Raw genomic sequence first — 13356 nt, 5'->3', positions numbered from 1 at the left:
GCCCGCTTAAGTCAGCCGCGCCAGGACGTCAGCCCGCTCGAGGGTTAATCTCAGAGCTTCGTCTGATACGTGGGTATAGATTTCGGTGGTAGCAATGCTGGAATGTCCCAGCATTCGCTGAACAAAGCGGATATCGACGCCCGTCTCGATCAATAGAGTCGCAGCCGTATGCCGAAGCATGTGCGGCGTGATCCGCCGCCCAAGTCCGGCTTCTAGTTCAGCATATCGCCGAAGCTTAGACCGTATCGATTGAGGTTTGATCGGTAGACCGCGACGATTCAAGAACAGAGCCACAGAGGAGCCCCCCTCCTTTCTTCGGCTTTTAACAAGGCCGTATAGCTCAGTCCTTAATGCAGGATCAGCTATATAAGCAACACGGTCCCGGGACCCTTTTCCTTGAATTCTGAGCGTCGAGCCGTCCGGCGAAACGTCTTCAATCCGTATCTTGCATAGCTCGCCGACCCGCACGCCCGTGCAAACCATGAGACGCACAGTAGTCGGAAGATAACCTTCCACGCGGTTGTGGTTAAGCCCCGATTTGACTCTGAAGGACGACAACAGCGACGAGACTTCTCCTCGCGATAGTGTCCTCGGCAACCGCTTTCGCCGCAAAAGCTTTGGCTTCCACTTAGCGAACGGGTCTGGAGTTTTCTGAGCATCGGTCGCATGCCGAAAGAACACTCGAAGGCACGCGAAACGGCGACGTACAGTTGCAGTGGTAAGCTTTCGTTTACCGACCAGTTCAGCAAGATATTCTTTTAACGTGCCTTCAGCGACATCTGCCATAGCGACGTCCGCCCGCAGCCATTTGCGGAAATCGGACAAGTCTGCCGAGTACGCCTGTAAGGTGTGGTGAGAGAGTCGGCGCTCATTGGTACAAAACTGCAAGAATTCGTCTATTGCCGCACGCACTGCATCCATCCACTCATCCAAGATGAGAACGCGGGCTTCTCGCGCGACTCGCACGGTTTAGCCACCGATCTATGCAGTCAGGATTAACGGTTCTCGGTTAAGAAACCGCCGCTTTTAAGAACTGCAATCCACCGACTCCACTACGCACAACCTTTACGCACTCCGGCAGCCAGAAAGATTGAATTACACATAACTCGGAATTATGCGCACTCAACCGTCATATTTGCAGCGGATTAGAAAGAAGTACAACGAAATCGGGGAGGTCTGGGACAGATCTGATCGCTGGCACGCATGGAGCAAGCGACAAATTGACGAAGAGATGTTCACTATTTCACGACAATTTTCCGCGCTCAACGATGGCAGTCGTCTCGTTGTCGATGTCGGGTCCGGAGGCTATTCCTATTTCGATTCCCGATGCGGTCGCGTCGAAGTCGACATCGCCGAGGCGCGGCTCCGCCAATCGACATGGCCAGTTTGCGCGAGCGCCGAGAGTTTGCCGCTTTTGCCTGGCGTGTCGGACCTCACCATTTGCGTTGGACCCGTAATTAATTACTGTTCGCTCGAAGAGGCATTGAACGAGTTTTCTTTAGTGACGAAAAACCACGGGGTCCTTGTACTTCACGTGGAGCTTAGCAATAGTTGGGAGTTTCTCGGTTCAAAGGCATATCGAGCTGACGCCGCATTCGTCACCACCTTCTACAAGGGCGCGGAACAGTATTGGGTCTATTCCAACCAATTTGTACAGCGAATGCTCGCCGCATATGGATTCAAAATTGAAAGAACCAGATACTTTCATATTCTGTCTAGTCTAGCTTATCGCGTGTCGCGATCTCCGAATTTTTCTGCTTATTTTGCAATCGCGGACGTGCTGTTCCGGAATTTTTGGCTGGCACCTCAGGTTGCTGATAGCGCAATTTTTGTTTGCCGCCGCGTAGCAACTGAATAGTGGCCTCAAAGACTTCAAAAGCTCTTCCGCTACTTATTGCCACTATCCCTCCGAATACCGCTACTAAGGCAATCAGCATTGGTATAGCCGAGCTTGGAGAGATTTTCAGTGCGCAAATCGCGGCCCCTGCAATCGCCACAACAGCGGCAAACATCACTATATATTGCCCAACGCGGAATTCGAAGGAGCGCGACGCTAGAATGGCGGGGCTAACTATCAACGAGTCGACCTCGGGACCGTTAATTTTTATCGTGGACTGATTGCCAAGACGCGTAGCAAACTCTTGGTGCAACTCTTCTAAATAATTCTGGTAGGCTACTGTCTGCTTTCCCAAAAAGTCACGGTACCACGGAAGATAGTGCTCGAACAGTATGCCCCGAGAAATTTGCAGTAGATCCTCTCTCCTAATTCGATACAGCTTTTGACTTCCACGAAGCATCAAGACTCCGGCATACCGTGCCTCGTAGTTAACCGCCTCAATATTGGGAAGAAAATACTCAGCATGGACTTTTCCAAAGCCGACTTGGCCGAGAAGACGAACCAACTCGTTGCCGCCGGTCTGCTCTGATCCGTATTCGTTACCGTCCTCAAGTTCTACAGCAGTGAAGTCTATCTCAAGACCTAAACTCTGAATTGTGTCGTGAAGCAATTGTACAAATATGAAAAAGGCGGCCGCACCGCGTTGCTCGTTGTCTATCACCATATGGTCCACAACAACTAGCTTGGAGTGCGGGTAGTAGCCGAACATTGCAAAGCCAATAACGGTCTTCGACCGACATAAAGCCGCGAAATAAAAAATTCCTTCAGCGGTGATGGGATTGGCGATCTTCTGCCTGATTTGATTTGTCTTAGTTCGCAACAACGCCGACGTATTCTTTATGAATATTGCCAGGGCTTTATCCACGTCTGCGCGGTCGGCGGGCGTTGATCCAAGAAGTCTGAGCTCGAAGGAGGCGTTAACTCTGCGCATAATTCCGAGTTATGTGTTGTGCGGCTTCACCTAGCCGCTGAAAAGACCCGTTAATACTATTTAGACGAGAATAAAAGGCAATCTCTTAGATTTGCCCCTTTAGGAGCATTTTACTCACAGCAACTTGCCATCCGGCCCAAAAAACGGGTGCGGGCCACCAAAATTCCCGATCGGGACGTGATGGGTGACGACGCTGCCAAAGCCTTCGCCTGGAAACCAGGTGTGAAGGTGGAATGCCGGCGGCTCGACCTTGAAGGACGGCTGCCGCAATTCCGCGAGATCGAGATCAACCGCGTGATTGGGCGCCGGGCAGATCGTGGTCGGCACACCCGCAAACATCGTCAGCGTTGCGCGGTGAACGTGCCCGGTAGCGATGAGCCGCACGCGCGAATGGCGCCTGACGATCGGCGCGAGCTCGCTTGAGTTCAGGAGGTTCTGGCGATCCATGTGCCAGATGCCGGTAACAAACGGCGGATGATGCAGAAACAAGAGCGCTGGCCGGTCCGCGGACGATGCCAGCGTGGCGTCGAGCCATTGCAAGGTTGGCGCATCGAGTTCGCCATGCGGTTTGCCCGGCACGCTGGAATCCAGCAGCACCAGATCAAGCCCGCCGATTTCAACCTTTTGGTTTAACGGCCCAGACGCCAACGCGTAATCGGCTTGCGGGAATGCCGCCCGCATCAGTTCGCGCGAATCGTGATTACCGGGAATACCGGCGAACGGCAGCTTGAGCGGCGCCAGCAAGCGCTTGAGATAATCATATTCCACTGATGTCGGCGTGTCCGCGAGATCGCCCGAGATCACCACGAAGTCCGGCGCTGGACTAAACTCGTTCAGGGCTGCAACACAGCGCTCGAGTGCTTTCGCGGTATCGACGCGGCCATAGGCGAGCGATCCCGGCGGCTTGATATGGAGATCGGAAATCTGCGCAATGCGAACTGGTTTCGACGACATCGGCCTTCTTCAATTTTCCGGCGGCAACAGACGAACGGTATCCGGCGCGATCAAAAGCCCGACCTTTTCGCCGGCCTGGGCCTTGACCGTATTTGGCGCATCGACAGTGAGAAGTCTATCGGACGCGCCGCTGATGATCATGCGCTGGCGATCGCCGATGAAACTGACGCTGTCAATCATTCCCGAAAGCGGTGCGTCGGCCGCTCCAACGACCGCAATGGTTTCCGGACGGATCATGGCAACCGCGGCGGGCAAGCTTGCATCACCGCAGATCGGTTGCTGGCCGCCGGGCAGCACCAGATGGCCGTTTTCGATGCGCGCTTCGATAATGTTCGCGGCACCGATAAACTCGGCAACGAAGCGGCTGGTCGGCGCGAAATAAATCTCGCGCGGCGTTCCGATCTGCGCAATCGCTCCTTTTTGCATCACCACGACGCGGTCACCGAGCTCCATGGCTTCGGCTTGATCGTGCGTGACATAGATCGTGGTGATGCCGAGCGCGCGCAGCAGGCGGTTGAGTTCGCCGCGCAGGCGATCGCGCAGGGCGGCGTCGAGCGCGGTCAAGGGCTCGTCGAGCAACAGGATGCCCGGCCGGATCGCGACCGCGCGCGCGAGCGCGACACGCTGGCGCTGGCCGCCGGAGAGCTGGTCGATGCGGCGATTTTCGAGCCCGGTAATATTGGTCAGCGCCACCAGTTCGGCCACGCGGGCCGACCGCTCTTTTTTGCCGACGCCGCGGATCTTCAACCCGTAGCCGATATTGTCCGCAACGCTCATGTTCGGAAACAGCGCGTAGGACTGAAACACCATGCCGACGTTACGCTTCTCGATCGGCACCGACGTCATGTCCTTGCCGTCGAAGAGCACCTTGCCGCCAGCATCGGGCAATTCGAGCCCGGCGATGATGCGAAGCATCGTGGTCTTTCCGCAGCCGGAGGGGCCGAGCAGGACCAGCGTTTCGCCGCGCGCGATATCGAGGGTGGCAGGCTCAAGCGCGCGCGTGCCGTCGGTAAACGTCTTGCCGCATGCCTCGATACGCACCGAAGCGCCATGCCCAGCCGCCACGTTCATTTGCCGTGCCCTCGATCCGCAAACATCTGCATCGCGACAAGAAGCGGAATGATCATGACAAAGAAAATCAGCGTATAGGCCGAAGCCACTTCCAGCCGCATCGACGCGTAGCTGTCGGCAAGCCCGATTGGAAGCGTCTTGGTCAATGGCGTATGCAGCATCCAGGTCAGATTGAATTCGCCGAGCGACAACGTGACCACCATCAAGGCGCCGGCCAGAATGCCCGGCACGGCATTGGGAACGATGACGTCGAGAAAGCGCCGCGCCGGCGATGCGCCCAGCGACGCCGCGCCTTCGTCGAGCGTCTTGACATCCACGGTTGCGAATACCGCCATGACGGAGCGCACCATGAACGGCATCGTGAAGATGACATGACCGCTGAGAATGAAGAGCCACGAGCGGCGGAAACTGCCAAAACCCTGATAGGTAAAGAGCAGCCCCAGCGCGATCGCGAGACCGGGAACCGCGATCGGCAGTGTGATGATTTCTTCAACGATCCGCGAAAGCCGGCCGCCGCTGGTATGCAGCGCATAGGCCGCGGGAACACCGACCACCAGCGTAACCGCAAGGGTCGCGAACGCGATCACAAACGACAGGAAGATGGTGTCCGCATAGAGGTCCCAGACCTGAACTACCCATTGCAGCGTCACGCCCGAGGAAATGCCGCGAAAGTAATTCACCGTGACGCCCGCCGAAATCGACAGGATCGCCGGCACTACCAGGAATGCCGCAACACCGAGCGTAAACACAAGTTGGCCCGAGAAAATCAGACGATCGCGCATGATCTCATCCGGCCGCTGCGACCGTGCCGCCGCTGAACGAGCGGGCTAGCGCCAGGATCGCCCAGGCGATGACGCCCAGTCCGACCGAGAGCGCGGCCGACGTGGCAAAATTCGCCGCCAGGGTGAATTCGGTATAGATCAGCATCGGCAGTACATCGATATTGGTCGCGAGCGTAAAGGCCGTGCCGAACGCGCCCATCGCGGTTGCAAAAGCAATCGCGCCTGAGGCGACGAAGGCCGGTCCAAGCGCCGGCAGCACGACATCACGCTGCACCGCCCAAGGGCTCGCGCCGAGCGAGCGAGCAGCTTCCTCGAGGCCAACGTCGAGCTTCTGGACCGCCGCCATGATCGTGAGGATGACGCGCGGAATCGAGAAATAGAGATAGCCGAGAAACAGCCCGTAGATCGAATAGGCAAAGACGATCTTCTCGCCGAACAGGCGGTTCGAAAGATCACCAATCAGGCCCTGGCGTCCGGCGAGCAGAATAATCAGAAAGCCGACGACGACGCCTGGAAACGCCAGTGGAAAGGTCAGCATCGCAATCAGCACCGCCCGGCCGGGAAAGCGATGGCGTTGCAGGAACATTCCGGCGATCGTCGCGATGACAAGCGTGACGATCGTGGTCGCAGCCGCCAGCAGAACCGTGTTGATCAGGGTCGCGCGATAACGCGGCTCGGTCAAAATCGAGAGATATTCGGCCAGCCCCTGCGGGCCTTCAGCGCCCACCACGACCAACCGCGCCATCGGCAACAGGAAGAACGCCGTCGTCACCACGGCAAGCGGCAGCAGGCACAGCCAGACAAAGGATTTATGCGACATAATGGAATGGCGCCCCTAACGGAGGGCGCCATAATGCATCAGCGGACCTCGGCGAGATAGCGGTCGACGAAGGCTTTTTGCACGTTTTCCATCTCGCCCCAATCGACCGCCTTGGCGCGGGCATAGTCGCTGTCGGGGAGGAATTTGGCCTTGACTGCCTCGGGCAGTTCGATGGGACGCGCCGGCCGCAGATAAGCGTTGGTCCAGATCGCCTGCCCCTTGTCGGACAAGAGATAGTCCAGCACCTTCTTGGCCTTTTCCTTGTCCGGAGCGTTCTTGACCAGGCCCACGACATAGGGAAACACCACCGACCCCTCGCACGGGATCACAAATTCAAAATTGCCCTTCTCTGAATATTTGGCGCGGTAAGCGTTGAAATCGTAATCCAGCAGGATCGGCATCTCGCCGGAAACCACGCGGGCAAAAGATGTCTGTTTGGGAACGATCGGATCGTTCTTCTTCAGCTCCTTGAAGAAACTGATCGCGGGATCGAAATTAGAAGCGGACCCTCCGAGCGCCAAATTGATGGCCACCGCCCCGACATATCCGACCGCGGCCGACGATGGATCGAGATAACCCACCATGCCGCGATAATCCGGCTTCAAGAGATCCTTCCAGCAGGCCGGCACTGGCTTGCCGCCGAGTGCATCCTTGTTGACGAACAGCCCGAGCGTGCCGGAATGAATCGTGGTCCAGTAACCGTCGGGATCCTTCAAGCCGGCTGGGACCTGGTCCCAGTGCACGGGCTTGTATGGCTCGAGCGCATCCTGCGCTTTTGCCTTCATGCCGAAAGTGACGCCGAAATAGCCGATGTCGCCAACCGGGTTGCTTTTCTCGGCCAGGATCTGCGCCAGCGCCTGACCCGAATTCTTGTTGTCGTGCGGAATATCGTAGTTGAGATCGGTCTTGATGGCCTTGAGCATGGAGGCCCAATCCGCCCATTCCGGCGGACAATTGTAGCAGACGACGTCGGCCGCCTTGGCAGAATGCAGCGGCGCCAACAGCGACAGCGCCAGCAAAGCCAGGACTAAACGGACAGCCTTCATGGAGGTAGCTCCGATCAAAAGAGGATATTCGCAACACGGGGATTTCAACACCAACCGAGACCCCAAGTATAGGCCGCGTATGAAGGATTTGCGACGATCGGATTTTGCTCTGCAGCAACGTCCGGAAGATCGCCCCCTCACCAGCATATCCGCCCCCTTGAACCTTCGGCCGCGCCATCGCGACACAAGCCGTGTGCCGGGTTAGCCGATGCGTGGCACGAGGTCCTTGGCATGGGGTTCTATGGAAGAGCTATTCGAATTCATGTTCGGCGCCAGCGGGCGCATCAGCCGGGCCAAATACTGGCGCTCGGTTGTGATCTTCAGCGTCGCTGGGCTATTTGCCGCTATTATCCTGTTTACCGCTGCCGGCCTTGCCGCGCCGCTCTTTATCATCATGGTCGTGATTGTATTCATCCCATGGCTGATGTGGGGCTTTGCCATCAACACCGAGCGACTGCATGACCGGGACAAGAGCGCGTGGTGGTTGCTGCTGTTTTACGGAATGCCGGCCGTGCTGAGCCATCTCGCGAAAGCGGCCTGGTTTGCCGGAGCGGTGGGCCATTCGCTGCTGCAGCCCGTTCTGGCGCTAACTGGCTTTGCGCTCACGATCTGGGGCTTTGTGGAGATCGGCTGCCTGCGTGGCACCGCCGGATCCAACCGATATGGCGCCAATCCACTTCTGCAGTCCAAGCGAGTTGGCCGCTTGAGCTAACCGGCGATGCGATGGATCAACCCGCCGCTAACGCGGTGGCCCAACTGAAATCGTAATGCAAACTCGCCGCTTTCATGATGACCGCAGCCGCCAGCACAAAAATGATCTGCAGCAGGGTTTTGGTCGTGAAAACCTTGTTCAACAACGTCATGTGATGCTCCGTTGCGCTCCTATAGGACATCGGAATGCGCGGCACAATGCCGCCGAAAAGACCCAAAAACGAAAAAAGGCCCGATGGCCATCCGGCCACCGGGCGAATCAGAACGTCGATGTGCAAGGGCGTGACGAGCCTCAAATACTTACGTCGGAAACAGCCTCTCTCTCACGCGATCGACTTTCGCCAGTACAGCGTGTTCGGCCAGGCCCAGGGATTTTGAGGCTGGTACAGCCGGTAGCCCGCGCGGATAAAGTTGTTCGCCGAAGCGAGATTGTCGGTGGTATCTGAAATCACGCAGTTCCAGCCATTGTTCCGGGCGCGCGATTCCATGGCGCGCATCAGACGCAATTGTAGCGCGTTGCCGCAATGCTTCTTCAACACGCCGACACGGGAGAAATAACCGGCATTGTAAGCGCGCGTCGATGGAATAACGCCGGCAAAGGCAACCGGCTGCACCCCTTCGAAGGCGAGCCACCAATGCCCCTCCTCGAAATTCGGAATGGACGCGCCGTCGAAGAATGTTAGCCGGTGCAGATCAGCCAGCGTATCCGCGATGTCGTCATCATGCCCATCAACCTCGCGAATCCTGTACATCGACACTCCCTAAAACCTCAGATTCCTGGTCGTGCGGATCTTTCATTTCGCGCATCAAGGGTGCTGCCGTGAAACGGCCGGGTGATACGCGTTGCCAGCAGATCAAGTCTGGTGAATGATACCGCAATGAAAATCCGCGACGCCGTTCCGGACGATGCGCCAGCCGCCTGTCAGGTCATGCGGCGGTCGATAGCGGAGCTGTGCACCGCCGACCACAACAACGATGCCACCATTCTGCAGAAGTGGCTGAGCAACAAGACACCCGAAATATTCAAATCATGGATCAAGCCGGATAACTCGCTGCTCGTCGCCGTCGACGGCGACAGCATCCTGGTAGTGGGCTGCGTCACCAGCGCAGGCCGGATCACGCTTAATTTTGTGTCGCCGGATGCAAGATTTCGCGGCGTCAGTTCGGCACTGCTGACCGCCCTTGAACACCGCGCGGTGGAACGCGGCAATGAGCACTGCACGCTCGAGAGCACTGAAACCGCGCGCCGCTTTTATCTGGCGCGTGGATATTGCGAAGACGGACCTGCGGGCGGCAAGTTCGGAACGGCTGGCGCATATCCGATGTCGAAGCGCCTGACGGCCCAGGATAGTTGAATCGCCTGAATCCGCTAGCGCCTGGACGCGCCGCAACGCGGCGTCATCACGTTGATCCCCCAAGGACGAAAGAGCCCGGTCGATCGATTGCGTGACGATCACCGCTGAGCGCTCATCGAGATGAATACCGTCGGACCAGCGCAGCTCCGCTCTCGGATAATCGATCTTCAGCCACCGATCGGGATCAGGAAATGCGCTGTGGACGATCTCATGCGTGATTTTTACCGATCTGGATTCTTCCAGCCGATCCGAATAGGGCAGCTCGAAAAGCAGCACACGCGCACCCCGCTGCTCTACCGCCTGGATCAAATGCTGAATTCGCATGACGTTTCGTGCCCGCCGCGACCGTCGGGGTCCTCGGCGTTCTGCTCTTGAAACGCGCGATCCACGTAGACGTGATTGTCGAAATCGCTCGGCGGCTGCTTGAGCAACTGGCTGAGGGCGAGAGACACTCGCGCATGGGTGAGCGGTATATTGATTCCAATTCTCGTAAGCGGCGACAGCGGTCCTGATCGGACGGAAAAATAACGGATCGGTGTTGCCGCTCCGCGAATACTTCTCGAACCAGCGCGCTATCGACGCGCGGGACAACACATTCGCTTCGACCAGGATTGATCCTGGGCAGACGTGGCTGGCTCGCGACGATCTCCAGCCCCGTCACGGGTGAACCGCCCGCGAGCGCGAGATTTCGCAGGCTCGGAGTTGCGAAATATTCCTCCTTCAGACGAAAGGTGGAGCGAACTTCCCACCAGCACGACATCGGGAATGGGCTCCCTGGCATACCGGTTCAAGGTAATCAGCGTGCCGTCGCGGTAGTCGTCGCCGGCAGTTGAAGTCCGTTGCCAAACCAGGCTGTGGCGGCACCGCACGCAAGCAGCAGCACCGCGGCAGTAAAAACCGCATTTGGCGAACCATCGGATGGCCAATCATCTGCATGCGCCAGCTCAGAACTGAAAATAAATGAAGGCGGTATCGGGACCGGCCTCGAGATACATCAAGGCAGCCATCGCACCATAGAGATATGGCTCCGCACCGCACAACGTTCGCTCGAACCGCGGGTGCAAGGCAAGATGCTGGATCATGACCGGCAGCGAATAGAGCAAGGCCAGATTATAAAACAGCTTCGGCGGATTTGGGTTAGTGCTCGGCGTGAACATGCCCCAGAGATAGCTGATGGCGTGATCGAAGTTAGGCATTTGAAGAAAATCCAGAGCATGGTGACGCAGATAAAGACGAAACCGATGCGAACTCCCCGAAATACAACCGAATCGAGCGACTGAAGCCGCGCCAGGAACGGCCGCTCGATCACGAGCAATAAGCCCATGCATCAGTCCCCACGTCAGATAACTGGGGCCGGCACCCATGCCAGAGACCGCCGAGCCCCATCACGATCATCAGATTCAAATAGGTTCGGAGCGGCCATGGCGATTGCCGCCGAGCGGAATGTAAAGATAGGTCCGCACCAGCTTGATAACGAGATATGCCAGCGCGTCCAGAACTCGGAGAACGACGTGGAGATGTAGGGAAGATTGAAATTGACCGGCAGCCGATAGCCGAACAGCAATCCAAGGCCGATCGCCGATCGCGGAATACCCGAAGAAGTCGGCGTAGATTTGATAGCCGTACAGGAAAACCAGCAGCCACCGGTCCTGCGTCTGAAGCGTCTCGTAGAGCGGGAAATCCATATAGGACGTCATCTCGTTGAGATTGTTCGCGACGTAGAGCTTGAAAAAGAGCCCGTCAGAATCCACTTTGCGGCATCGATGAACGGAATATCCGCAAAAATATTTCGGCTGGATTTGCGGCATGAACATTTCGGCGCGCGTAATCGGCCCCGAAACGAGTTGTGGAAAGAATATGATGTAGAGAAAGATGCTTTTAAGGTCCGGGGCGGCGGCCTTGCGCCTGGTCAGGTCCACCAGCAGACTGATGTTATGGAACACAAAAAATGAAATCCCGATCGGCAGCGGCAGCCGCAACAGGAAGTCGAAGCCGGCGACGCCGGTCAACTCGGTCGATGCCGGCGCGACGAACAGGAACTTGTACTTGAAGAACGCCAGCAGCAGAAGATTGAAGGCAATCCCCACGGGCAACCACAGGCGGCGATTCCGCAGCGCCAAAATCAGCAACAGATAGGTTCCGATAACGGCGACCGCCAGCAGCGGCAAAAGTTCGGGCTGGCCGTAGCCGTAGAAGAACAGGCTCGCGAGAACCAGTAACTGGATCTGGAACGTTCTGAGCGGCGGTAGGTAATAGGCCCCAAATACGATCGCAACGAAGAGGCCGAATTGCCACGATGTGAAGGTCATGCCGCCCCATTGATCATAGGGGGTATTTAGCATCGCAATTGCGGGGTGGATAGTCGCCGCTTACGGGACGCCGATCAAACAATCGCGTGGATTATTTGCCGAACGCGGCCTTGACGCCGAGCCACGTGGCGCCGAGAAGGCCGGTCACGATTATCGTAATGACGGCGCGGAACGTGTAATTCTGCGCCTGTTCAACGCTCTTGCGCCACCGCCTCAGATGGCTGAAATCGGCGCGCAGCTCAATTCTATGGATCAGCTCCAGCGCTCCGTCATCGCCGCTCTCCAGAGGCTGCGTTGCCTTGCCCCAGCCGCGATCGAGAATGGCGTTGGCCGCCGACACGCGCGCGGCCGGCGTCGCATCCTTGCAGCGCATGACGCCGACCAGCACATTGATCGGTGCGCGTATGGCTCCGGGCGAGCGATCGAATTTCGGTGAGGGTTTTGGACATGGGGCGTTGACTGTTAATTCCCGTCATGGCCGGGCAACGCGCGTCTTCGCGCTGGATGTCCCGGAGAGCGTCATTCCTTTGGCGCCACATATTCACACGGTGCGGTATCAGCATGATCCATTACGAGATCGTCCGGCGGTCGCGCCGATCGGAACGCGATGGTTGGAAAATCCGTCTGTTCGCGATCATGCTTCGGACGCGGAATGAACTGGATGATTTCGGCACTCACGACAAACCCTCCCACAGCGCGATGACAACAAGGCCGGCCAGCGCGAGCGATATCAGATACGCGGTCATGCTGGCCTCACTCTCCTGCCGTCATTGCGAGGAGCAACGCGACGAAGCAATCCAGTTGTTCGTTGCGGCGACTGGATTGCGTCGCGCTCGCTCACACTGACGCGAAAAAATATGCGGCATGATCGCAGTTGGCGCGATCATTTCAGGCGCGAACCCTATCTCCATCGATGGAGGCCGCGTGCGGTCGTGGACCTTGGCCACGCCGCGTGCCGTCGCGTTCGCGCGCGCCGGCTAATAGGCAATCAGACATGATGGTTCGGACGGCGGCGCGCTGACGACGCCGGGGCGACGATGGGGAGATGCAGCGTCTTGACGTGCGGCCGCCGTCCGATTCGAAAAAACCCAAACAAAAAACCCGCGGCGGATATCCGCTGCGGGTTTTGCGATTGTTGCGATGATGCCGATAAGCCCCTGATTTGCCCGGCGAGGCAAGTCTTTTTCAAAAACAAATCGCGCGCACAGAGAACGAGCGAAGAAAACGAACCGTGCGATTGAAAAAGCCCGCGACCTTTTTCGGGCCGCGGGCTGATTTTTCCGACGATGGATTTATGGAGGTGATTTGCCCGGCGTCACAAGCTTTTTGTCGGAGCCTGATTTATACTGGGCCATCATAGCCGGCGAACAGGAGTGCGTGCGATGCCTGCCGATGGACTGATCACGATACAGAGCAGCTTTGGTCCGGAAGAGACCATGAAGAAATTCGCGGCCGCGGCTCAATCAAAGGGCATGACGAT

General features: G+C 57.5%; 15 protein-coding genes. 2 read left to right on the top strand and 13 right to left on the bottom strand.

The window, feature by feature from the left end; genetic code table 11:
- Nucleotides 1-6 precede the first annotated feature (6 nt).
- From BLV09_RS00065 to BLV09_RS00035, 7 genes are all read right to left on the bottom strand, one after another.
- Nucleotides 7-921, bottom strand: a complete 915-nt coding sequence (locus BLV09_RS00065) for a tyrosine-type recombinase/integrase (RefSeq protein WP_146685857.1) — start codon at nucleotides 919-921, stop codon at nucleotides 7-9.
- 794 nt (nucleotides 922-1715) lie between these two features.
- Nucleotides 1716-2762, bottom strand: a complete 1047-nt coding sequence (locus BLV09_RS00060; RefSeq protein WP_146685856.1) for a hypothetical protein — start codon at nucleotides 2760-2762, stop codon at nucleotides 1716-1718.
- A 180-nt stretch (nucleotides 2763-2942) separates the two neighbouring features.
- Nucleotides 2943-3782: a phosphodiesterase gene (locus BLV09_RS00055; RefSeq protein WP_146685855.1), complete on the bottom strand. Its 840-nt coding sequence runs from the start codon at nucleotides 3780-3782 to the stop codon at nucleotides 2943-2945.
- A gap of 9 nt (nucleotides 3783-3791) precedes the next feature.
- Nucleotides 3792-4853, bottom strand: coding sequence for an ABC transporter ATP-binding protein (locus tag BLV09_RS00050; protein WP_146685854.1), 1062 nt, complete (start codon nucleotides 4851-4853; stop codon nucleotides 3792-3794).
- Nucleotides 4850-5635 carry an ABC transporter permease gene (locus BLV09_RS00045; RefSeq protein ID WP_100382953.1) on the bottom strand — a complete coding sequence of 262 codons (786 nt, stop codon included), beginning with the start codon at nucleotides 5633-5635 and terminating at the stop codon, nucleotides 4850-4852. The genes BLV09_RS00050 and BLV09_RS00045 overlap by 4 nt, the downstream gene beginning before the upstream one ends.
- A 4-nt stretch (nucleotides 5636-5639) precedes the next feature.
- Entirely contained in the window at nucleotides 5640-6455 is an 816-nt protein-coding gene (locus BLV09_RS00040; protein ID WP_100382954.1) for an ABC transporter permease, read from the bottom strand.
- Nucleotides 6456-6493: 38 nt separating this feature from the next.
- On the bottom strand, nucleotides 6494-7501 hold the full coding sequence (locus tag BLV09_RS00035) for an ABC transporter substrate-binding protein (protein ID WP_146685853.1): 1008 nt from the start codon (nucleotides 7499-7501) through the stop codon (nucleotides 6494-6496).
- A 241-nt stretch (nucleotides 7502-7742) separates the two neighbouring features.
- Here BLV09_RS00035 and BLV09_RS00030 point away from each other — a divergent pair, with 241 nt between their 5' ends.
- Nucleotides 7743-8213, top strand: a complete 471-nt coding sequence (locus BLV09_RS00030; RefSeq protein WP_167558571.1) for a DUF805 domain-containing protein — start codon at nucleotides 7743-7745, stop codon at nucleotides 8211-8213.
- A 16-nt stretch (nucleotides 8214-8229) separates the two neighbouring features.
- On the opposite strand, the gene BLV09_RS38410 is transcribed toward BLV09_RS00030, so the two are convergent.
- On the bottom strand, nucleotides 8230-8364 hold the full coding sequence (locus tag BLV09_RS38410; RefSeq protein WP_283806822.1) for a hypothetical protein: 135 nt from the start codon (nucleotides 8362-8364) through the stop codon (nucleotides 8230-8232).
- Between the two features lie 171 nt (nucleotides 8365-8535).
- Entirely contained in the window at nucleotides 8536-8964 is a 429-nt protein-coding gene (locus BLV09_RS00025; protein ID WP_146685851.1) for a GNAT family N-acetyltransferase, read from the bottom strand.
- 126 nt (nucleotides 8965-9090) lie between these two features.
- On the opposite strand from BLV09_RS00025, the gene BLV09_RS00020 reads away from it, so the two are divergent.
- Complete coding sequence (locus BLV09_RS00020) at nucleotides 9091-9567, top strand: GNAT family N-acetyltransferase (RefSeq protein WP_146685850.1); 477 nt, start codon at nucleotides 9091-9093, stop codon at nucleotides 9565-9567.
- A gap of 944 nt (nucleotides 9568-10511) precedes the next feature.
- Here BLV09_RS00020 and BLV09_RS00015 read toward each other — a convergent pair.
- The 4 genes from BLV09_RS00015 to BLV09_RS36895 all read right to left on the bottom strand — a co-directional run bounded on the left by BLV09_RS00015 (nucleotide 10512) and on the right by BLV09_RS36895 (nucleotide 12554).
- Nucleotides 10512-10763 carry a hypothetical protein gene (locus BLV09_RS00015; RefSeq protein ID WP_146685849.1) on the bottom strand — a complete coding sequence of 84 codons (252 nt, stop codon included), beginning with the start codon at nucleotides 10761-10763 and terminating at the stop codon, nucleotides 10512-10514.
- Nucleotides 10764-10967: 204 nt separating this feature from the next.
- The gene (locus tag BLV09_RS00010) at nucleotides 10968-11876 is read right to left on the bottom strand and encodes a hypothetical protein (protein ID WP_167558570.1); all 909 of its coding nucleotides are present in this window, start codon (nucleotides 11874-11876) and stop codon (nucleotides 10968-10970) included.
- 91 nt (nucleotides 11877-11967) lie between these two features.
- Entirely contained in the window at nucleotides 11968-12249 is a 282-nt protein-coding gene (locus BLV09_RS37790) for a hypothetical protein (protein WP_244548933.1), read from the bottom strand.
- 146 nt (nucleotides 12250-12395) lie between these two features.
- A complete protein-coding gene (locus BLV09_RS36895; protein WP_157809986.1) occupies nucleotides 12396-12554 on the bottom strand; it encodes a hypothetical protein in 159 nt (52 codons plus the stop codon).
- Nucleotides 12555-13356 lie beyond the last annotated feature (802 nt).

The organism is Bradyrhizobium canariense (genome assembly GCF_900105125.1).
In the GTDB taxonomy this organism is placed as follows: domain Bacteria; phylum Pseudomonadota; class Alphaproteobacteria; order Rhizobiales; family Xanthobacteraceae; genus Bradyrhizobium; species Bradyrhizobium canariense_A.
Note: the sequence above shows the minus strand (reverse complement) of the source record. Positions and strands in the feature narration are given on the sequence as shown.

Coding starts and splice junctions, on each gene's coding strand:
- BLV09_RS00065 (WP_146685857.1), bottom strand. CDS start 921: ATGGATGCAGTGCGTGCGGCAATAGACGAATTCTTGCAGTTTTGTACC.
- BLV09_RS00055 (WP_146685855.1), bottom strand. CDS start 3,782: ATGTCGTCGAAACCAGTTCGCATTGCGCAGATTTCCGATCTCCATATC.
- BLV09_RS00050 (WP_146685854.1), bottom strand. CDS start 4,853: ATGAACGTGGCGGCTGGGCATGGCGCTTCGGTGCGTATCGAGGCATGC.
- BLV09_RS00045 (WP_100382953.1), bottom strand. CDS start 5,635: ATGCGCGATCGTCTGATTTTCTCGGGCCAACTTGTGTTTACGCTCGGT.
- BLV09_RS00040 (WP_100382954.1), bottom strand. CDS start 6,455: ATGTCGCATAAATCCTTTGTCTGGCTGTGCCTGCTGCCGCTTGCCGTG.
- BLV09_RS00035 (WP_146685853.1), bottom strand. CDS start 7,501: ATGAAGGCTGTCCGTTTAGTCCTGGCTTTGCTGGCGCTGTCGCTGTTG.
- BLV09_RS00030 (WP_167558571.1), top strand. CDS start 7,743: ATGGAAGAGCTATTCGAATTCATGTTCGGCGCCAGCGGGCGCATCAGC.
- BLV09_RS38410 (WP_283806822.1), bottom strand. CDS start 8,364: ATGACGTTGTTGAACAAGGTTTTCACGACCAAAACCCTGCTGCAGATC.
- BLV09_RS00025 (WP_146685851.1), bottom strand. CDS start 8,964: ATGTACAGGATTCGCGAGGTTGATGGGCATGATGACGACATCGCGGAT.
- BLV09_RS00020 (WP_146685850.1), top strand. CDS start 9,091: ATGAAAATCCGCGACGCCGTTCCGGACGATGCGCCAGCCGCCTGTCAG.
- BLV09_RS00015 (WP_146685849.1), bottom strand. CDS start 10,763: ATGCCTAACTTCGATCACGCCATCAGCTATCTCTGGGGCATGTTCACG.
- BLV09_RS00010 (WP_167558570.1), bottom strand. CDS start 11,876: ATGACCTTCACATCGTGGCAATTCGGCCTCTTCGTTGCGATCGTATTT.
- BLV09_RS37790 (WP_244548933.1), bottom strand. CDS start 12,249: ATGCGCTGCAAGGATGCGACGCCGGCCGCGCGCGTGTCGGCGGCCAAC.